At 40.0% G+C, this 20,167-nt stretch carries 22 protein-coding genes; 5 read left to right on the forward strand and 17 right to left on the reverse strand.

Annotated features, from left to right (window positions below):
- Positions 1-8: 8 nt before the first annotated feature.
- The 4 genes from HZA77_13090 to groES all read right to left on the reverse strand — a co-directional run bounded on the left by HZA77_13090 (position 9) and on the right by groES (position 4,039).
- Complete coding sequence (locus HZA77_13090) at positions 9-884, reverse strand: DUF58 domain-containing protein (GenBank protein MBI5376361.1); 876 nt, start codon at positions 882-884, stop codon at positions 9-11.
- Between the two features lie 14 nt (positions 885-898).
- Complete coding sequence (locus tag HZA77_13095; protein ID MBI5376362.1) at positions 899-1,885, reverse strand: MoxR family ATPase; 987 nt, start codon at positions 1,883-1,885, stop codon at positions 899-901.
- Between the two features lie 200 nt (positions 1,886-2,085).
- The gene (groL, locus tag HZA77_13100; GenBank protein MBI5376363.1) at positions 2,086-3,717 is read right to left on the reverse strand and encodes a chaperonin GroEL; all 1,632 of its coding nucleotides are present in this window, start codon (positions 3,715-3,717) and stop codon (positions 2,086-2,088) included.
- Positions 3,718-3,748: 31 nt separating this feature from the next.
- The gene (groES, locus tag HZA77_13105; protein MBI5376364.1) at positions 3,749-4,039 is read right to left on the reverse strand and encodes a co-chaperone GroES; all 291 of its coding nucleotides are present in this window, start codon (positions 4,037-4,039) and stop codon (positions 3,749-3,751) included.
- Positions 4,040-4,472: 433 nt separating this feature from the next.
- Here groES and tatB point away from each other — a divergent pair, with 433 nt between their 5' ends.
- Genes tatB through HZA77_13120 form a run of 3 tightly spaced genes read left to right on the forward strand, consistent with a single transcriptional unit; the run spans position 4,473 to position 7,205 of the window.
- The gene (gene tatB / locus HZA77_13110) at positions 4,473-4,775 is read left to right on the forward strand and encodes a twin-arginine translocase subunit TatB (GenBank protein ID MBI5376365.1); all 303 of its coding nucleotides are present in this window, start codon (positions 4,473-4,475) and stop codon (positions 4,773-4,775) included.
- The gene (gene tatC / locus HZA77_13115; GenBank protein MBI5376366.1) at positions 4,753-5,493 is read left to right on the forward strand and encodes a twin-arginine translocase subunit TatC; all 741 of its coding nucleotides are present in this window, start codon (positions 4,753-4,755) and stop codon (positions 5,491-5,493) included. The genes tatB and tatC overlap by 23 nt, the downstream gene beginning before the upstream one ends.
- Positions 5,490-7,205, forward strand: a complete 1,716-nt coding sequence (locus HZA77_13120; protein ID MBI5376367.1) for a tetratricopeptide repeat protein — start codon at positions 5,490-5,492, stop codon at positions 7,203-7,205. The genes tatC and HZA77_13120 overlap by 4 nt, the downstream gene beginning before the upstream one ends.
- Positions 7,206-7,209: 4 nt before the next feature.
- On the opposite strand, the gene larC is transcribed toward HZA77_13120, so the two are convergent.
- Positions 7,210-8,412 carry a nickel pincer cofactor biosynthesis protein LarC gene (gene larC, locus HZA77_13125; protein MBI5376368.1) on the reverse strand — a complete coding sequence of 401 codons (1,203 nt, stop codon included), beginning with the start codon at positions 8,410-8,412 and terminating at the stop codon, positions 7,210-7,212.
- A 289-nt stretch (positions 8,413-8,701) separates the two neighbouring features.
- Between larC and HZA77_13130 the strand changes: the two genes are divergently transcribed.
- Positions 8,702-10,624 (forward strand): carbon starvation protein A, encoded by a 1,923-nt coding sequence (locus tag HZA77_13130; protein MBI5376369.1) that lies wholly within the window; start codon positions 8,702-8,704, stop codon positions 10,622-10,624.
- 237 nt (positions 10,625-10,861) lie between these two features.
- On the opposite strand, the gene HZA77_13135 is transcribed toward HZA77_13130, so the two are convergent.
- The 4 genes from HZA77_13135 to HZA77_13150 all read right to left on the reverse strand — a co-directional run bounded on the left by HZA77_13135 (position 10,862) and on the right by HZA77_13150 (position 12,625).
- Positions 10,862-11,152, reverse strand: coding sequence for a type II toxin-antitoxin system RelE/ParE family toxin (locus HZA77_13135; GenBank protein ID MBI5376370.1), 291 nt, complete (start codon positions 11,150-11,152; stop codon positions 10,862-10,864).
- Positions 11,149-11,367, reverse strand: a complete 219-nt coding sequence (locus HZA77_13140; GenBank protein ID MBI5376371.1) for an addiction module protein — start codon at positions 11,365-11,367, stop codon at positions 11,149-11,151. Before HZA77_13140 ends, HZA77_13135 begins: the two co-directional genes overlap by 4 nt.
- A gap of 188 nt (positions 11,368-11,555) precedes the next feature.
- Entirely contained in the window at positions 11,556-11,981 is a 426-nt protein-coding gene (locus tag HZA77_13145; protein ID MBI5376372.1) for a hypothetical protein, read from the reverse strand.
- Between the two features lie 38 nt (positions 11,982-12,019).
- Positions 12,020-12,625 carry a hypothetical protein gene (locus HZA77_13150; GenBank protein ID MBI5376373.1) on the reverse strand — a complete coding sequence of 202 codons (606 nt, stop codon included), beginning with the start codon at positions 12,623-12,625 and terminating at the stop codon, positions 12,020-12,022.
- A 401-nt stretch (positions 12,626-13,026) separates the two neighbouring features.
- On the opposite strand from HZA77_13150, the gene HZA77_13155 reads away from it, so the two are divergent.
- The gene (locus HZA77_13155) at positions 13,027-13,194 is read left to right on the forward strand and encodes a hypothetical protein (GenBank protein ID MBI5376374.1); all 168 of its coding nucleotides are present in this window, start codon (positions 13,027-13,029) and stop codon (positions 13,192-13,194) included.
- 252 nt (positions 13,195-13,446) lie between these two features.
- On the opposite strand, the gene HZA77_13160 is transcribed toward HZA77_13155, so the two are convergent.
- The 8 genes from HZA77_13160 to HZA77_13195 form a co-directional block, all read right to left on the reverse strand.
- Positions 13,447-13,602 (reverse strand): hypothetical protein, encoded by a 156-nt coding sequence (locus tag HZA77_13160; protein ID MBI5376375.1) that lies wholly within the window; start codon positions 13,600-13,602, stop codon positions 13,447-13,449.
- A 71-nt stretch (positions 13,603-13,673) separates the two neighbouring features.
- On the reverse strand, positions 13,674-14,159 hold the full coding sequence (locus HZA77_13165; protein MBI5376376.1) for a hypothetical protein: 486 nt from the start codon (positions 14,157-14,159) through the stop codon (positions 13,674-13,676).
- A gap of 219 nt (positions 14,160-14,378) precedes the next feature.
- A complete protein-coding gene (locus tag HZA77_13170) occupies positions 14,379-15,701 on the reverse strand; it encodes a restriction endonuclease (GenBank protein MBI5376377.1) in 1,323 nt (440 codons plus the stop codon).
- Between the two features lie 18 nt (positions 15,702-15,719).
- Complete coding sequence (locus HZA77_13175; protein ID MBI5376378.1) at positions 15,720-16,127, reverse strand: topoisomerase DNA-binding C4 zinc finger domain-containing protein; 408 nt, start codon at positions 16,125-16,127, stop codon at positions 15,720-15,722.
- A 109-nt stretch (positions 16,128-16,236) separates the two neighbouring features.
- Positions 16,237-16,629 (reverse strand): putative toxin-antitoxin system toxin component, PIN family, encoded by a 393-nt coding sequence (locus HZA77_13180; protein ID MBI5376379.1) that lies wholly within the window; start codon positions 16,627-16,629, stop codon positions 16,237-16,239.
- A complete protein-coding gene (locus HZA77_13185; protein ID MBI5376380.1) occupies positions 16,626-16,862 on the reverse strand; it encodes a ribbon-helix-helix protein, CopG family in 237 nt (78 codons plus the stop codon). Before HZA77_13185 ends, HZA77_13180 begins: the two co-directional genes overlap by 4 nt.
- A 58-nt stretch (positions 16,863-16,920) precedes the next feature.
- On the reverse strand, positions 16,921-18,234 hold the full coding sequence (locus HZA77_13190) for a DUF1015 domain-containing protein (protein ID MBI5376381.1): 1,314 nt from the start codon (positions 18,232-18,234) through the stop codon (positions 16,921-16,923).
- Positions 18,235-18,237: 3 nt separating this feature from the next.
- Positions 18,238-20,037, reverse strand: coding sequence for a penicillin-binding protein activator (locus HZA77_13195; GenBank protein ID MBI5376382.1), 1,800 nt, complete (start codon positions 20,035-20,037; stop codon positions 18,238-18,240).
- Positions 20,038-20,167: the final 130 nt, after the last annotated feature.

Below are 20,167 nucleotides of genomic sequence, written 5' to 3' on the forward strand. Positions count from 1 at the left end.
TATGAGAATCAGTGTTTCTTTTCCTTCATTTTGAAATAGCGTAAAACCGGATAGATATAAGGGGCATCAGTCCATATATCTATATGGTCAATATTATTAGAAATGAAAAATTTATGCATTATTTCAAGACGCTTTTGAGACCTTATGCGAAAAATTTTCCGAATCTTCTCATTCGATGTATTTACAAGCATTGTTTCTCCGGTCTCTGCGTCTTGCAGTTCCGCATAACCTACAGATGGAAGCTCATATTCTCTTCTATCCATCACAGAAACGGCTACAGTCTCATGTTTATTGTTAATTAATTTTAAAGCTTTTTCATAACCGAAAGAAAAAAAATCGGAGATAATGAAACAAACGGCTCTGCGCGGAAGCGCCTTGCTTAAAAAATTAAGAGCCATTGCTATGTCTGTGCCTGTGCCAGAAGGCTCAAAGCTCAACACCTCTTTTATAACTCTCCATATATTTGAACGGCCTTTTTTAGGAGGAAGGAATTTCTCAATCTTGTCAGTAAAAAGGAGCATGCCGACCCTGTCATTGCTTTTCACAGCAAGGCAGGAAAACAAGGCAGCAAGCTCTGCAGCAACATCACGCTTCATCTCTTTTGAGCTTCCAAAGATACTTGAACCTGAGAGATCAACGGCTACCATGATATTAAGCTCACGCTCTTCTTTAAACTCCTTGATGAAGGCACCGCCTGTGCGGGCTGTGACATTCCAGTCAATAAGCCTTATATCATCGCCGGGAACATATTCCCTTACCTGCTGGAACTCCATCCCGCGCCCGCGGAATGCGGATTCGTATTCACCGGCAACAATGGTATTTACAAGTTTATTAGACCGTATGTGGATTCTCTTGATTTTTTCAAAAAGGCTCTTGTCAATCATAAGTTAACGTGTGTTTAAGGAACGGTGACACGCTCTAAAATCTTTTTTATAACATCGTCGCTTGTCACGTCCTCTGCTTCGGCTTCATAGGAAACAATTATCCTGTGGCGCAGGACATCGGGGCATACAGCTTTTACATCCATTGGTATCACATATCCTCTCTCTTCAAGGAAGGCATTGGCCTTCGCACATTGAAGAAGGTAGATAGATGCCCTTGGAGATGCCCCGTACTCTATCCATTCGCTGATATCGATTCCGTAACCACCCGGCTCCCTCGTGGCAAAAACAATATTAAGAATGTAGTCATATATTTTGTCATCTACGTAGATTTTATCTGTCACTTCCTGGAGCTTCCTGATATCAGCCGGTCCGGCTACAGGTGTTGGAATATATTCGTTTATTTCATTAATGCGTTTTACTATATCCTTTTCTTCCTTGATAGAAGGATAGGATATCTTGAGCTTCATCATGAACCGGTCAACCTGGGCTTCAGGCAAAGGATACGTCCCTTCCTGCTCGATCGGGTTCTGTGTCGCAAGGACAAAAAAGGGCTCATCTATTTTAAATGTAGTTTCACCTATGGTAACCTGTTTTTCCTGCATTGCCTCAAGCAGGGCACTCTGCACCTTTGCCGGAGCCCTGTTTATCTCGTCGGCAAGTAAAATATTTGTAAAAATTGGTCCTTTCTTTGTTGAAAATGCGCCATCTTTCTGGAGGAAAATCTGAGTCCCTATAAGGTCAGCAGGGAGAAGGTCAGGAGTAAACTGAATCCTCTGGAATTTTAAATCAAGGCTCTTTGATAATACTTTTACTATGGTTGTCTTGGCAAGACCGGGAACTCCCTCAATAAGGATATGCCCTCCGGCAAGGATACCTGTAAGTATCCTGTCTACCATGTATTTCTGGCCGATTATGACTTTCCCAATCTGTCCCCTGATTTTGGACAGAACTTCCATGTTATCTTTAACAACCTGATTCATCTGAGAAGCGTCAATCCCCATTGCAACACCTCCCTTATTAGAGCTGCCTTATTAAAGCTGATAGAACCTATTTGTCTTAAGAAATATATTTAGAATATTAATAGCACATTATGAGCCAATATCAAAAGGACAAATAACGGAAGGAATCTGAATGAGATAAAAAAAGCGGCAGGTTGGAAAACCTGCCGCCTTCGTAATGACTTGGAAATGAATCTTTTAAATTAATACATTCCTCCGCCCGGGGGCATCTGAGGCATTCCGCCTGATTCTTTCTTATCATCAGGCTTGTCTGTGATAAGAGCTTCTGTTGTGATAAGCAGTGATGCAATACTTGAAGCATTCTGAAGCGCTGTCCTTGTTACCTTTGTGGGGTCTATAATTCCTGCTGCCATCAGATCTTCATAAACATCTGTATCAGCATTATAGCCAAAGGCATCTTTACCTTCTTTAACCTTCTGAACTACGATTGAGCCTTCAACTCCTGCATTGTTGGATATCTGACGGATAGGCTCTTCAAGTGCCTTCCTTACTATAGCGACGCCTATCTTTTCATCACCTGAGATCTGGAGTTTGTCAAGCGCAGGCAAAGCTCTAAGCAGAGCAATTCCGCCGCCGGGAACTATACCTTCTTCAACGGCAGCTCTTGTTGCGTGCAGTGCATCTTCAACCCTTGCTTTTTTCTCTTTCATCTCGGTCTCAGTTGCGGCACCAACGTTGATGACTGCAACGCCGCCAACCAGCTTTGCAAGCCTTTCCTGGAGCTTTTCCTTATCATAGTCAGATGTTGACTCTTCAATCTGAGCCTTTATCTGTTTTACTCTTCCCTGGATATTCGACGCATCCCCTTTTCCTTCAATGATAGTCGTGTTGTCCTTATCAATGACTATCTTCTTGCAGGTTCCGAGATCATCCAGACCTACGTTCTCAAGTTTAAGTCCGAGGTCTTCAGCTATTACCTGTCCATTGGTCAAAATTGCTATATCTTCGAGCATTGCTTTTCTTCTGTCGCCGAAGCCCGGGGCTTTTACAGCGGAGCAGTGCAATGTCCCTCTGAGTTTATTAACTACCAGTGTTGCCAGTGCTTCGCCTTCAACTTCCTCGGATATGATTAAGAACTGCCTGCCGGTCTTTGCTATCTTCTCGAGAAGCGGGAGAAGATCCTTCATGTTGCTGATTTTCTTTTCATGTATGAGTATATAAGGATCCTCAAGAATGCACTCCATTCTCTCTGCATCAGTCACAAAGTATGGGGAGAGATACCCTCTGTCAAACTGCATACCTTCTACAACTTCGAGTGAGGTTTCCATGCTCTTTGCTTCTTCAACTGTTATAACGCCGTCCTTGCCGACCTTGTCCATTGCTTCAGCAATAAGATTTCCTATAGTTGAATCATTGTTTGCTGAAATTGTCCCTACCTGGGCTATTTCTTTCTTGTCCTTGGTGGGCTTGCTCATCTTCTTAAGTTCTTCAACAACAACTGCAACAGCCTTTTCTATACCTCTTTTAAGGGCCATCGGATTGGAACCTGCTGTTACGTTCTTCATGCCTTCGCGGAAAATAGCATGCGCAAGGACTGTAGCAGTAGTTGTACCGTCACCTGCGATGTCGCTTGTTTTGCTTGCAACTTCACGAACCATCTGTGCGCCCATATTCTCAAATTTATCTTCAAGTTCGATCTCTTTTGCAACGGTTACTCCGTCTTTGGTTATATTTGGGGAACCAAAGCTTTTATCAAGGACCACGTTTCTTCCCTTTGGTCCAAGAGTTACTGCAACTGCTTTTGCAAGAGTGGCACAACCCTTCAGTATCTTTGCTCTCGCTTCTTCGCTAAAAAGTATTTGTTTCGCTCCCATTTTATATTCGCCTCCCTAATAATGTCTGTGATTAGCCTTCAATAATTCCGAGGACATCTTCCTCTCTCATTATGATATAATCTTCACCTTCAACCTTTATTTCATTTCCGGCATACTTGCTGAAAAGTATCTTGTCGCCAGCTTTCACATCAAGGGCTTTGACCTTACCATCATCCAATATTCTTCCGTTACCTACTGCGATTACCTTCCCCTCTTGCGGTTTCTCTTTCGCGGTATCCGGGATTATAATACCGCCTTTGGTCTTTTTTTCCTCATCAAGTCTCTGAACAACGATCCTGTCATGCAATGGACGAAATTTCATACTAACCCTCCTTTCAAAACAAAAATTATAAATTTAATTAAATTATTAATTACCAACTAATCAGCCAATTTAATTAAGCAAGAAACCTTAAACCCATCACCTCCTACCAAGTTGCTTTTAGCACTCTCTTAAGTTAAGTGCTAACACTATAGCTACTGGCAAGAAAAGTTCAAACAGGTATTTTAGGTAAAATTAGATGAAATTTGGCAGTTATTAGTAAAAAATCGCTTATTTGCTTAATATGCTTTTAATATTTGCAAATAACATCTTTTTGAAATCATAATATCCCCAATGAAACATTTTACCAACAAAGCTGATAGCGTCTGTAATGCTCATAAGTTCTTCATCTATATTGACAAATGGGAGTGTTTAAGATAGCTCATTTCATAACAAAGCCCGTTAGTTATGGGCCGATTCAGGAGAAGTAAATATTATGTTCGGCAATATAGGTTTTCAGGAACTGTTAGTTATACTTGTACTTGGCCTTATTGTAATAGGCCCAAAAAAACTCCCGGAAGTTGCAAGGATGTTAGGCAAGGGGCTAGCAGAATTAAAACGTGCAATGGATGAAGTAAAAGACACTGTCAACGAGGAAGTCAACAAGGAAACAAAAATTTTCTCTGATGAGATAGCAGACGTAAAAAAAATAGCTGACATGTCCAATCTTAACGAATATCCCTATCCCCCATCCAAGGAAGCCATAGCAAAGGAAAATGGAAAAGAAAAAAAAGGATGAGACTGCTCCGGGGGAAATGACTTTTCTGGAGCATCTCGAAGAACTCCGCAAAAGAGTAATACATATTCTTATCATGATAATTGCGGGATTTGTAGTTTGTTACATATTCTCAGAACAGTTATTCCATTTTCTGGTAAATCCGGTTTTATCAGCCCTTCCTCAGGATAAAAAGCTGGTTTTTACAAGCCCCTATCAACCCTTTGCCATTTACATAAAAGTCGCAATGATAATGGGATGTTTTTTCACGTTCCCGGGAATATTGTATGAAACATGGAAATTCGTTGCACCCGGGCTTTATAAAAATGAAAGGAGATATACACTCCTTTTCCTGACAATGACTATTGTGTTTTTTGTTGGCGGTGCACTTTTCGGTTATTCCATGGTCTTGCCGTACTGCTATAAATTCCTGATAGGTTATGGCTCAGATTTCACTCCAATGCTGACAATAAATGATGCTCTTTCCAGCGTGACATGGCTTTTGTTTGCGTTCGGTATGGCTTTCGAGCTTCCGGTTGTCATTTTAATTCTTGCAAAGATGGGAATAGTCTCACTGGAAACACTGAAAAAAGGGAGATCGTATATCATCCTCCTTATTTTTGTTTTTGCTGCCATAATAACGCCCACGCCGGACCTTGTGACACAAACTGCTGTTGCAATACCGATGTATTTACTGTATGAGCTAAGCATCATATTAATCAAATTGTTTATAAGGAAATGATGAAAAAAATATTAATAACCACAACCGCGCTATTAATTACGGCTTCTTTATTAATGTCAGCATGCTCGACAGGGAAACAAAAAGTTTCTTTAACAGACGGTCAGAAAACAGAAAAATCAACCATTGTACAACCTGAAGCTGTAACGGATTTTCTTCGTGCTGAGATATATGCAGAGAACGGAGAGAAAGATAAGGCAATAGAGAGCATTATCAGCGCTCTGAAATACGACCCGAAAGCTATCTACCTGCATGCCAGGCTGGCCTATCTTTACATGGAAAATGGGAATTTGACCAAGGCGCGTGAAGAAGCTGATAAAGTGGCAGAATCAAACACTGAATCAGAGGACGCCCTTTTAGCTGCGGCAGAAATATATTCACGCATGGACCAGATGGACAAGTCTGAGGAGGTTTACAGGAGGGTAATCAAACTTTATCCAAAGGACATGAGGGCTTATCTTATCTTAGGTTTGATTTACGGGAGCACTAACCAGAATGAAAAAATGGTTGACCTATACAAAGAACTTGTAAAAGAGGTCCCGGACCAGGCTCTCGGATATTATTATCTTGGCTTAGCTCTTTCAAATATGAAAAAATACGATGAAGCTATTGAGGCTCTTGAAAAAGCTATTCAGTTCAACCCGGATTTCGAAGCAGCGCTTTTTAACCTTGCAAAGCTTTATTCGAATATCAACTCTGCTGAAAAGTCAGAAACACTTTTTAAAAAACTCCTTGAACTCAATCCTAACAGCACTGCCGTGCAGAAAGCACTTGGCGAGCTTTATATTGATAAGAAGGACTATAAAACCGCCTTGCAGTTTTATCAAAAACTTGAATATTCCCAGCCTGACGATCCAACAGTGCATTCAACTCTTGGAATGATTTATTACACAATTGGAGATTTCACGAATGCAATCAAATATTTCGGAAATTCTCTAAAACTTAACCCCTTTGACAATCAGAGCAGACTTTATCTTATTGCCGCACTCGAAGAATCAAAACAGTTTGAACTGGCTCTTTCCGAGGTGAAAAAAATACTTGATGAAGATCCTGATTCAACGACAGCATTGCTTCACGAAAGTCTCATTTACCAGGGGCTTAAGGAATATTCAAAAGCGATTGACGTAGTTAAAAAGGCACGCGAAGCGGATCCTGACAACAAGAAGCTTGCTTTTTACTTGGGACTTGCACAGTTCAAGGCCGAGCAGTTTGACGAAGCTGAAAAAAGTTTCAAGGAAGCCATTGAAGGAGACCCCGACAATCCGGACTATCATTTCAATCTGGCAACAGTTTACGAAAAACTCGGAAAATTTGATGACATAGTTTCAGAACTGAGAACTGCCATAAAGCTTGATGAGGATTTCGCAACTGCCTATAATTACCTTGGTTATCTTTTTGCTGATAAAGGGATAAACCTCGATGAATCAATAAGCCTTGTAAAAAAAGCATTGGAAAATGAACCTGACAATGGCTTCTTTTTAGACAGCCTTGCATGGGCTTATTTTAAAAAGGGAAATATAGACGAGGCATTAAAACATATATTGCAGGCAATAAAAGAAGAACCAGACGATCCGATTATAAATGAACATCTCGGCGATATTTACATGGCAAAGGGAGAAAAGGAGAATGCCATAAAAAGCTGGGAAAAATCATTGAAAGAGGATCCAAAAAATACAGCAGTTAAAGACAAACTCCATAAAGCGCGGCAAAAATAACCAATTAGCGCTCTTTCCTGATTCCTGCTTTTTCAATAGCTGATTGAACTTCCCTCATAACTTCAAGGATTGGTTTTTTACTTTTACGGGCAAGCTCCTTAATGTTATCATATTCAGGAGAAATTTTAAGAATCTTTCCCGCAGCTGTCCCAAGTTTTATATCTGCCATCCCGAACCTGGTTTTAATTTTCCGTATCTCACGTTGAAGGATTATTCTCGGAACCTCATAATATCTTACGCCGAAAGACGTGGTCTCTGTAAGTATGCTCTCGATCAAATCAAGACATTTTTCCTTACCGGATATAACCGAAAGCATAATTGCCGGACGGCTTTTCTTCATTATTATTGGAGTGAGATATACATCGAGCGCTCCCTTCTCAAAAAGTTTTTCCATTATATACTCAAAACATTGCGGGTTCTGGTCATCGATATTGGTTTCTATTATGATGACAGTGTCTTTGTCGTAGTCGCTTCCTGGCGTTGCTTCAGACTCCAGCAGGAAGGCCCTCAGTATATTGGGTGTGGAATGAAGTTCCTTCTCACCGGCTCCATATCCTATCTTGCTAATAACACCAGAAGGAAATGAAACAAACTCATTGCAAAGAACCTTGACCAGCGCAGCGCCGGTTGGTGTAGTCAATTCTCCTTCGCTGGTGCCGCTGTAAACAGGTATTCCTTTCAGAAGTTCTGCCGTAGCAGGAGCAGGAACAGGAAGTCTCCCATGTTCCATGTTGATCATGCCACCACCAAGATTGAGAGGAGAACAGGCAACATCTGTAATGCCAAGATAATGAATACCCGCCGCAACAGTTGTAATGTCAACTATCGAATCAACCGCGCCTACCTCATGGAAATGCACCTTGTTGCGGGTTGTTCCATGCACCAGAGCCTCGGCATCAGCCAACGCCTTAAATACATCAAGTGCTCTGCTTATTATTTTTTTATCGAGAGATGATTTTTTATAGATTGCCTCTATGTCTTTATATGTCCTGTGGTGATGCTGGTGTTTGTGAATGTGGACATCAAATTTAAGAGCTCTTACCCCCTTCTTACTGACTTCCCTTGTTGAGACCTTAAAGTCATCGAGATTCAGCTTGGAAAGTTCCTTGCGCAAAACATTTATATCAAATCCAAGGTCAATAAGCGCCCCAGAAAACATATCCCCGCTAATACCAGATGAACAATCGAGAAATAATTTTTCAGCCATCTAATTTAAATCCCATAAAATGTTTTTTAGCAGTCAAAAACCTCATACTCTTATTATTAATAATATCAGTATAAGGTCAATTAATATATTGGAAGAGACTCTCTCAAAAACAAACTCAGCGGTTATCATGAATCTATTTCACTGTAACTAACGTTTTTAAGTTTGGCAGCTCCCGCGGCAGACACCTGCTGTTCAGTGCCAGAGCGGGACTGCCAAGCCTATTCAGTTTCAGAGATGAAATTTTAATTTAGATTTGACATAAACACCCTTCAAGGCTATTTAATAGATTATGTTCAAGAAACTTATCTGGCTTTTAATATCATTCATTGCGGCTGTGGCAATTGCCATAGTTGCCGGAATATTCAATCCGCAGGAAAAGGTAAATGCCCTCTGGATAGTTGTAGCAACAGGCTGCACCTATGCGATCGCCTACAGGTTTTACGCCGCTTTCCTTTCAACTAAAGTCCTTTCAATTAACGAAAAAAATATAACCCCGGCAATGAGAATGAAAGACGGCATAGACTACGATCCCACAAACCGCTGGGTTCTTTTTGGACATCATTTTGCGGCAATTGCAGGAGCAGGCCCTTTAATCGGTCCCATGCTTGCCGCGCAGTTCGGCTACCTTCCCGGATTCTTATGGATATTGATTGGGGCAACGATGGGTGGGGCTGTCCATGACATGGTCATACTTGTTGCATCGGTAAGAAGGAACGGACGTTCCCTTGCACAGATAGCAAAGGATGAGATTGGTCCGGTCGGAGGATTTGCCGCATCAATAGCAATACTTTTTATAATAATAGTTGCCCTTGCGGGACTCGGGCTCGCTGTGGTAAATGCGCTGACACACAGTCCGTGGGGAACTTATACTATAGGCCTTACAATTCCCATAGCGCTTCTTATGGGTATTTACCTTTACCGCATAAGACCGGGCAAAGTTTCTGAAGTATCAATAATCGGGGTCAGCCTTCTCGTGATCGCAGTCGTTTCAGGGCATTACATCCCGGGCTCTTTCCTTGAGCCTTTTTTCAATCTCTCAAGGGAAACGCTTGTCATATCAATTGCTGTTTACGGATTTATAGCATCTGTTCTGCCAGTATGGCTTCTGCTTTGCCCAAGGGATTATCTTTCAACTTATATGAAAATCGGGACCATATCGCTTCTTGCAATTGGGGTAATCGTAATTGCACCTGATATCCAGATGCCGGCTGTTACGAGATTTGTTGATGGAGGAGGTCCCATAATTCCCGGTAAACTTTTCCCTTTCATGTTCATTACCATAGCCTGCGGCGCCATCTCAGGATTCCATGCGCTTATATCATCAGGCACAACACCAAAGATGATAATGTCAGAAAAAGACATAAAATTCATAGGCTACGGGGCAATGCTGGCAGAAGGCTTCGTTTCCGCGATGGCTCTTATAGCAGCAACGATACTTATTCCCGGCGATTATTTCGCTATCAATACGAAACTCACCTTTGACCAGATTGCCGCGCTCGGCTTTAACGTAGACAAGATAAAAGAACTCTCCGCTATGGTACAGACCAATGTGGAGGGGCGCCCGGGCGGTGCAGTGTCGCTGGCAGTCGGAATGGCTTCGATATTTTCCGGGCTTCCCGGCATGAAATCGCTTATGCCTTACTGGTACAACTTCGCACTTATGTTTGAAGCTCTTTTCATATTAACCACTGTGGACGCAGGAACAAGAGTAGCAAGGTTTCTCATACAGGAGCTTGGAGGTTATATCTACAAACCCCTTGCAAGACATAACTGGATGCCTGGTATTTTAGGGACAAGCTTAGCAGTAGTCGCTTCATGGGGTTATCTCATCTCGTCAGGGAATATATCAACAATATGGCCAATGTTCGGAGTTGCTAACCAGCTTCTTGCCGCCATAGCCCTTGGAGTTGGGACAACGCTTATCATAAAATCAGGAAAATCAAAGTACGCATGGACAACAGCCGTCCCAATGATATTTATGTTCACCATGACCTTCACCGCTTCCTATGAACTTGTCGGGATGTTCATGGAAAAGGCGGCAAGTGCGGCATCAGCAGGAGAGGCACTCTCCTTCAAGATAGATGCAGTGCTGGTAACCATGATGGCAGTTCTCGCCGCAGTGTCGCTTTTTGATATGCTTCATAAATGGTACGGATATTTCTCAGGAAGCAGGGAAATAACAACCAGCGAAGTGATTGAGTGCGCTGACTAGCACAAGCACAATATTTGTTGCTATACTTTGTCAGCAGGCAGCTCGCAATTGCTCACATACAGAAAAAGTATGCTCCGCATTTCTCACCACCTGCTTCCTTGTCTATCATTCAAATCTTGCGCTTGAAAAAAGAATTAAAGTACACCGTCTTATTTCTTTACTATCATCTTTCTTATAATTTAAGACAGTTAAAAGAGGTCGTTGTGAGCGAAGTGTAAAAAAGGGAATGCACTCTTTTTATGTGAGTTTCTTTCTGATCCAGGCCGGATTCCTGCGGCAATCTAAAATGGCATAAACCTGTACGGTTTCTATATTTACCTTATAATAAATGGCGAAGGGAAATCTTTTGGATAGCAACCGATGATATCCGAAATGGAGGGCGTGAACACCGGCAAAAATATAGAGTGAGTCAATATCTGAAAATAGTGATTCGAGAAAGTAACCACCAAGACCTTTTGATTTACGTTCATAAAATTCGAAACCATCGAGTAAATCTTTCTCCGCAGAATCAAGAAGTTCAATTTTCATTTAATCTGATTTCTGATTCTGTCTTTTGCTTGATCAAAGGATGTAAACTTTGCATTACCTTCGTTTAACTCTTTTTCCCTTCCCTCTAAAACATCCTTGTGCCAGATTGGTGATTGGATGGCTTCGGGATCTCGACAGAGATCATCCCATAGCTTTTCCATCATTGCTATCTTATCTAAATTTGTCATTTTATCCAAAGGTAATGAAATATCCATATCATCATTCTCCTTTTAATTATATCTTGTATACTTAAAAATAATTCACATTTCAATTTTTTGCAATTAAGAACTTTCGGAGCTTTTAAAAGATAGACGGTAAAAGAAAAAGTTAAAACGTATAGATTTCTGAATATAAATATTTTTTCAAAGCACACACTAAATGGGGCGGTTATTTTTTTATTCGCTTAGCCAAGTTTTCTGACGTACGCCGTTGTTCCAGCCACAAGCATTTTATAACCACTACGAGTTTGATAAATTATGACTTGAGGCATATAAGAATACTTATATTGGTATTTGTAAGATGACTGCTGCCATTTTTGACCGTTTACTAACTTATAGACTGATTCTCCCATCCATCCATTAAATTCACCATCAATACAACTTTCAATGATATTATCAGCACGTCTCACGGGAATGGAATTGTCAGCTACTGATAAAATGAACCTGCCATTGTCTTCTGTAATTTTTGCTTGTGGATTATACGCATAGTGATACCAATACTTGTATTGATCTTGAATCCAATATGTGTCGTTTGTCATTTTAAATATTACTTCATCATCGAAACCCTCAAATTCGCCATCTATTCTTCCTTCATATATAATATGAAACATTTAAAAACTCCATTTCTTCAAAGGGAACGATTAATTTTTTATTCTTCTCGAAACTCACCAATATGATTGTCACTAGGATACTTAAACATTGGTTCTATTTTCAGGTCAAGCCCTGGATCATTTGGCGCACATCGCACTATGATGCCACCTTGACCACTAGGAGCTTTTCCAATCCCAACACCATTTCCTTGGCCATCATAAAATTTACCTTGAAATTGAATTCTGTCTTCCAATACTTTGACTTGCAAAACAATGTCCCCTGAATCATCTTTTACTTCTATTGCATTTTTTGAATAGTTTCTATCAAATGTGTTATTTTTATTTACCTTCCACTCATTATTGATGAGTTCTGCAACTATAGTTCCCTTTCTATTTCTGATAGTTGTTGAAACCTTCAGCGTACCTTTGTCGGAGATAATAGTTAATGCGTTGTCGCCAAAGATTTTAAATAATGGTGCACCCTGCTGTCCGCTAAAGGCAAGTATCGCGCCGCTATCACCCAACTCGAGGTTACGAACCGTATTCTCTTGTGCTGAGAATAAAACTTTAGATGGTGGCTTGATTATCCCTACATATTTCGATTTTGCTTCCTCCTTCGAGGCTCGAATTTCTACAACTGTCTGAACAATTGCACCGACAATCAAAAACACTGAAATTAAAATACTTACTCAAATAGGCCATGAATCCTTTTTGTAGAGCCCAATCACGGCTATGGCTAAAGCCAAGATTATGAGCAATATTTTCATTTCATTGTCCCTCGTTTAACATTTATATATATATTTTTTTTCAATTAGTTTTACCTCTCTCGCAGATAGTCAGTCAAGAAAGAAAAGTCTAAAATAATTACTTAAACTTTATTAAAATTAATAATTAAGCATGTATATATTTTATAATAAAAGAATGATAAAGCGTGAAAAAGAAAAAAAGATTATAAGGTTATTAAAGAAGCTTTGACAGTTGGATGCATATTAAGAATTGTATCCTCCCTTTCTCATAGGAGTTTCAATAAAAAAACCAAATTTTATGACATAAGCTTTTAACATTTTTGTTAAATTATCAAGAAAATTGGATTGAAGGCATTAAAAGGGGTGCATCCCCTCTTTTTCTGACCTTCACCGCTTCCTATGAACTTGTCGGGATGTTCATGGAAAAGGCGGCAAGTGCGTCAGCAGCAGGAGAGGCACTCTCCTTTAAGATAGATGCCTACTGGTAACCATGATGGCAGTTCTCGCCGCAGTCTCTCTTTTTGATATGCTGCACAAGTGGTACGGGTATTTCTCAGGAAGCAGAGAAATAACAACCAGTGAAGTAATCGAGTGCGCAGAATAGCACAAGCGCAATATTTGTTGTTATACTTTGTCAGCAGGCAGCTCGCAATTGCTCACATACAGAAAAAGTATGCTCCGTATTTCTCACCACCTGCTTTCTCGTCTATCATTCAAATCTTACGTTTGAAAAATGTTTTTCACCTATACAGGGCTCTTAACAACTTATCTGCTTCCGAAAGATCAACGTCAAGGTCGGAGCCTTCGCCTGTTTCGATTTCTTTTTCTCCTTGAGCAAGAAGCCACAAAAGCTCACGCTCATGTTGAAAATGCTCATATTCTTCTATGTTGATCATTGTAGTAAGAAATAATGTCCTATCTATTTTTTAATGTTTATATCACCGTTAATAAAAAATGGGTGCTATCCCTATTTTCTTTTAAAAAGATTGTGATATAGCTTAAGCTTTGGTGGTGCGGCAAAGCGAAGAAGTGCTTCAATATTTTTTATTGCTTTTTCTTTTCCTTTTGGGTCGATTATTTTAGAGTATTTTTCAAAAAAAAGACCTTCATGTGTATCTGGTATTTCTGGAGAGCTATAATATTCATGCCACACCTTATTGAATACTGTGAGTTCTTTGTTTGTTAAGAAAAGCATGAACTCATTTACTGCAATTTTATGCTTAATAAAAGCATCCTTAAGGAAGCTTGAGACATTCAAGGCAGGATCAGAATCTAGTTGAAGAGTAGCCAACTCGCTAGCAAAAGCCTCTCTCACCCTCATTCCGGCAAGCTGCTTAATATCGTACTGAGATCGGATAATAGAAAGTCTATGATTGAGCCAAGAGCCTGTCATAGTTCCTACAATCGCAAAACCGCCAGCAATAAGAGCGAGGGAATATGGGCTTATATTCATTATTATTCTTTTACCTTTTTGCTGTTAAAGTAAAAGGGCTTAACCATCCCATTTATTACCCTTAAACAATTAAAGGGGACGGTTCTCTTTATTTTTCCTCCATCTCTTTTGATGCCTAAATTGCTTCACCTTTTCAGAAATCTTATATGTCGTCGCCATCAACATATTAAATAGAACCATTCATCTTATTCTTTTTCTTATCTTTTGTGTTAGTCGAATTCATTGCATTGTTTTATCTCCCCGCCATTGAAAAGCTCTTCGAAATCCCAAGCTTTCAGCTTTTGCAACAGTTTCAACATAACATTCACTTCTCTCTTCTTCAATTAGTGTTTTGTCATATTGTTGGTCAAATGGTAAGTGGTAAATTTTTTCCCCAGTTGTTCGAGATACATTACACTTGATTGAGGGATATGGCACAAAAGGGAATTTCTCTTTGATCTTAACTCCTAACGCACTCGCGAATTGCCTTGCTGAATCAGATAGCTCAGTTGATGTAATAAAACAAGGCATAATCTGTGCAGCTCGTATAGACGAAGGAAATAAATCAAACTGAACACTTTTATCTTTAACTTTTTGTATCCAATACATAACTGTTGTACCAAATAACTGATTAATATGCTTTTCATGTATGGTTTTATTCTTAGACCAACACTTGCATTGTACTATTTCAACATTATTTCCCTTCGTACAAATCAAGTCTCTCCCGAGATCCTCAAATCCCTTAACGATTCCTTGATAGTAAACTTCGAATCCTTCTGATTCATATAGATAGCCAATATACCTCTCATAGTCTCTTCCTATTTCCCATGAGGACTTCTTTTTCTCCCAATACCGATCTAATGCTAACTGATATTTCTCTACTGATGATAAGTTTTTGTACTCTGCATCGGTCAGCCAAATTCTTGCTGGATCGTCATTATCTCTGATAGATTCCTCTCTTCCGTCTGGCTCTAATATTCGCTTAATGATATCGTCTAATTCCTCACCTCTAAAATCTAACAACCAAGGAAACAGGTTTTCATAGTATTGTAGTAAATACTTTGATACTCGATATTCTTTCTCAAGTTTATTTTTCTCTTTACGCAGCAGTTTGACAGCTTCCGCACCCTTTAGGGCTGGAGGTCTTTTGTTTTCTAGATAGTCTCCAATTTGCTTATCTCGAAGGTCTAAATAGTCACCATATGCCTTAGCTAACCATGGGAACCCCAAAGTTTTTTCTTTAAAAATTTTTTTAATCGCTTCACGATCCTGTAATTGTTTTAATTCGAAAAACTTTCTATCCTTTTCAATCCTCTCGGCAATATCAGTCAATTGCTTCTCTGATTCTGATTTCTGGATGTCAAATGCCTTTATTTGTTCTTGTAATTCACTTTTTCTTTTTGAAAGGTACTCATCGATAATCTTCTTGCTGTTTATTTCATTTCGTTGTATCCGCTTATCAATGCTTGCGTTGAAGTCCTGTAGATCTTTTTTTAAGCGCTCTATTTCTGTAACTTTAACTTCAAAAAGTGCAAGCTTTTGTTGAAATTCATCAAGTGTCATGGTTTAATCAGTGCCTTCTTAATCCACTGTTATTAAATCAAAGGTATTCGCATTTTTATCCGCAACTTTTACAAGATAACGACAGTTAGGATAATTAGGACAACCAAAAATTTTACCATAATAAGCAGTATCTTTTACAGCCAAAGTATCTCCGCACTTAGGACAGATATTTATATATTCGCCATTTTCTTCTTTCAATTTTGCCAATGTCTTAAAAAAGCGTTGTTTAATATGGTTGATTTCCTTCACTAGTACCACCGTTTCTATTGCTTCAACCCGTGTTAGTAAGTTATCAAGTTTTGGACCAAGCTTTTTTATGAGTTTCTCTTGTCGCTTCCGTTCACAGTAATTAGAAATAAGCAACACAAGGTAAAAGAATACAATGATTCCAATAATGGTAAATATAGTTTTCATAAGTATTGCCATAAAAAAAAATTATCCGGCAAACTCGTATAGCGGATTCATTTCCTCTGGTTTGCTTTTTTTTGCATTAGCATTTCAATACGCTTCACAGTTTCCGGAGGTTGTAAGTTGTCTAAATATCCAGATACTCTTTCAAACTTATAATATTTATGCCATCAAATTCTTTCAGATTCAGCATTTTTTTATCTCCAGTAACTATTGCGTCAGCCTTGCCGCACTGGGAACATTCAAGAATCCTGTTGTCAGGCTCATCATTAAGTATTTTAATCTTCCTTGTTGGATTAACCACTTTGGCAAGCTCTGAAAGGTAAAAAGCAACATGGCTGACAGCCTCCCTGTCATATTGAAATTTTCTGGAAAGCACGGATAGGACTTCATCAATAATTACCTTAGAAATAATCAGTGAGTCATCACAATTAATTATTTTAAGGATTGCCTTCTCAGCTTGTGAGTGTGGAATTACAATTGCAGAAATAAATATATTGGTATCAAAAACCAGTTTCACTTTTGAAGGTATTTTTCAAGGTCTTTTTCAGTGAGAATGCCTTTTTGTTTTGCCTTACCACTCCAATAACCTTGAATTTGATAGAAACTTTTTTTGAGTCTTTCCTTTCTGGCCCTTCTCAAAGCATCCTGAATAACTGCACTCAGGGTCTTCCCTTCCTCTTCTGCTATAAGTTCAATTTCTTGTGCCAAATCAGGTGGAAGTGAGATTGTCTTTTTTACTGCTGTTCCCATTTGATTATCTCCAATCACGGTATGAATTATTACTACCACATAATGTCATGCCGGTCAATTAAAACAGATTAAACACAATCCCTGACAGCAGTTTCGGATAGAAGAAGGTAGATTTCTGAGGCATCTTCAAACCCTTTTCCGCCACCCTTTTCACTCCATCAGCAGGTGTCGGATTTAGAAGGAAAGCCGCCTGATAATTACCCTCTTTGAAATGCTTTATTGTAAGCCCGCCTCCCTTAACATACTCGATGTTGGTCTGGTTTTTAAGGCTCTCTTCATCTATGCCAAGCACCTTCTCAAATATAAGCTTGTGGAGGATTGAGACATCGAGCTCTTTCAATTCAACAGGAAAACCAGGCTCAAAACAGCTGTCAGCAACAGCCCTTGATTTTAAGCCTGCAATAAAATAGCCTTTCTCACCCTCAAGGGCAACTCCGAAAGAAGGAGTCTCCTTCCCCTTTTCCGCGACAAGCTTTGAAAGGGTTTCAGCATCAGTTCCCTCTGCAACTGGAGTGATGTTGAAAAGCTCTCCCATTTTTTTAAGCACATTCTTTGAGCTAAAATCTTTAACCGAGTGAATAAGCCTGTCAATGGGAAGCACCACAAGCCCTTCATCTTCAGTGTTTACGAACATCATGGTCACATAATCGAAAGGTTCATTTCCGTTATTTTTGCCTGTGCTTTTTCTCATCTCATTCCTGTAGTTCACTGCTGTCTCATAGCGGTGATGACCGTCAGCAATGAAGAGGTTTTTCTCAGCCATGGTTTTACGCACCTCTTCAATAACCTCAGGGGAACTTACCTGCCAGAGCCTGTTAACAAGACCACTGGGGTCGATAAAATCAAATACAGGTTTTGAAGGTTTTCCTTTCTCAAGAAGTCTATCTACCTTTCTTTCTGAATCAGTATAAAGAGAAAAAACCTGACAGAGATTCCCCTTACATGCCCTCATTAAATTAAGCCTGTCTTCCTTGGGCTTTGCCAGAGTGTTCTCATGAGGAAATATGCTCCCCTTTCCCGGCTCGTCAAGCTTCACAAGAGCTATAAAACCTTTCCTGACCTTTCTTGAACCATCGGGAAGGGTAAACTCCTGTTCATACAAATAAATAGAGCTTTCTGACTGCTGAGTGATTATCCCTTTATCTACCCATTCTCTAAGGAACGCAGCTGCACGGGTGTATTTGTTGTTATTTTCGCTGTCTCCCTGATTTTCCTTTCCCAATATGAGCCTTACTACATTGCAGGGATCAAGACGGTATAACGCATCCTGCTCCTCAGAGTTTATAACATCATATGGCGGGGCTACCACTTTTGAAGGTTCAACCATGCTGCTGTTGTAGACATATCCTTTGAAAGCTTTAATTTCCGGCATTTTCTATATCTCCACGTTTATCAATTCAAATTTCCCGTTCTTTATCCTTATAAAAAACGGTTCTTTACCTGATTTCCCTTTGTCACCAATAGTAATCGATCCTGAAATACCCTTGTACTTCTTCAAACCCGAAATACCCTTCCCCATCTCTTCGCGTGTCCTTGTACCTTTTTTTACCTGCTCTGCAATAATTGAAAAGGCATCAAAAGCCTGCGCCGCATAAGCATTAGGCATGACCGAAAACATATCCTTGTACTGCTCTATGAATTCCTTCACTTCCTTGTCATTTGACCATGGATAAAATGAATCAGTGAACACTGCCCCTTCAAGCAGGTCAGTCTCATCAATGAGATCTAAAAGCTTTTCAGGATTCCCATCAGATGAAATCCGCCCTGAATCCCATCCGCTGCTCCCTAAAAGCTGAATCTCTTTTATTCCATTGAATGCAAGCTGCGGGATCATGAGAGAAACCTTATCAAAATCTCCCGGAAGATATATGGCATCAAATTTACCACCACCATTAATATAATTCTTAAGCTGCCCTATCTGCTCTGCATAGTCTCCTTCTTTGCCGGAATAACTTATTCTTATCTTAACTTCTCCTCCCTGCTTCTCAACTTCTCTGGAAAATCCTTGATCAAGTTTCCTGCCGTAATAATCATCAGTGTAAAGTACCGCGAAACTCCGTTTATTTAATTTTTTGACAGCATAATCCGCCATATGTATGGCTTCCTGCTCGGGCAGAAGACAATTGCGGAAAATGTAATCAGATATCCCTGTTATGTAATCTGCGTCTGCCGTGGGCGATATAACCGGGATGCGGTTCTTGTCTGCCGAAGGAGCGCAGGCTTTAAGCGATTGACTCCTTAATGGACCCAATATGGCGATTACCCTGTTGTCCTTTGCAAGTTCGTCTAATGCTGCAACCGATTTCTGAGGACTCCCTTCTGAATCTTTGAAGATAAGTTCCGCAAGGGATTTACCGGATTTCTCATTATATATCACCTGGGCCGTCAATATCCCATTCCTGACGTATTCGCCAAGCCCCTCATATTCACCTGAAAGAGGAATTATACAGCCGATCACCGGAACACTTAGCGCAGATTTTTCTGCTTCATCGATTAATTTGCTTAACTCTTCCGCTTTGTCACCTTTCGGGAATTTCTCCTTATATTTTTCAAGTATCTTCCTGCTTCCTCCAATATCACCTTTCAAAACCCTCATTTTACCCAGTGCAAAGAGTGCTTCGTCAGCAGGGAATTTCCCGCCATAGTTGTCAATAACCCTTTCAAGATCAACAGGCTTTGCCTTTTCCTGAAAAATCTTGCCGGTTTTTCCCCTGAGCTCTGATTCTCCGGCAGAAGTCTCGGTATATTCCAAGGCTGTGACATACTCGCCGGCAGCCTTGAATATATTGCCTGTCATGGCAGAGACATCTCCCAGAAGTTCAAACTTTTTGGCAAGGATATGATTTTCCGTCCCCTGGATTGGAACCTGTCTTGCAAGAATCTGTGCCTTTTCAAAATTTCCTTTTTCGAGATAGGCTGAAGAAACGAGAAGCTTCAGTTCATAAAGCCTCTGGTTGCGTGGAAGTTCTGCCTCAAAACTGCGTAATATCTTCTCTGCTGTTTCAAAGTCGCCTGCGTTTACGGCATTGGCACCCTGATTGTAAAGGACACTCTCCCTTGAAGCAAATATCTGGCAGGAACTTAGAAATATAAGAAAGACAAGTACTGCGCGTAAAAAAATATTATGTGAAAATGTTTTTTTCATACTAAAGAGAATATTAGAAACATCCCTCATTGTTAACCTGCTTTAAAGATGCTCCTAATACATTACAAAACCTTAATATGTCAAGGGTTTTGAGAATGCTTCAATTTGCAGCAATAGGTAAAGTTGAGGTAATGCCGCTAAGAAAGCTCTGGTCTAAAGT

It is taken from the genome of Candidatus Schekmanbacteria bacterium (assembly GCA_016219965.1).
Lineage (GTDB): Bacteria > Schekmanbacteria > GWA2-38-11 > GWA2-38-11 > J061 > JACRJM01.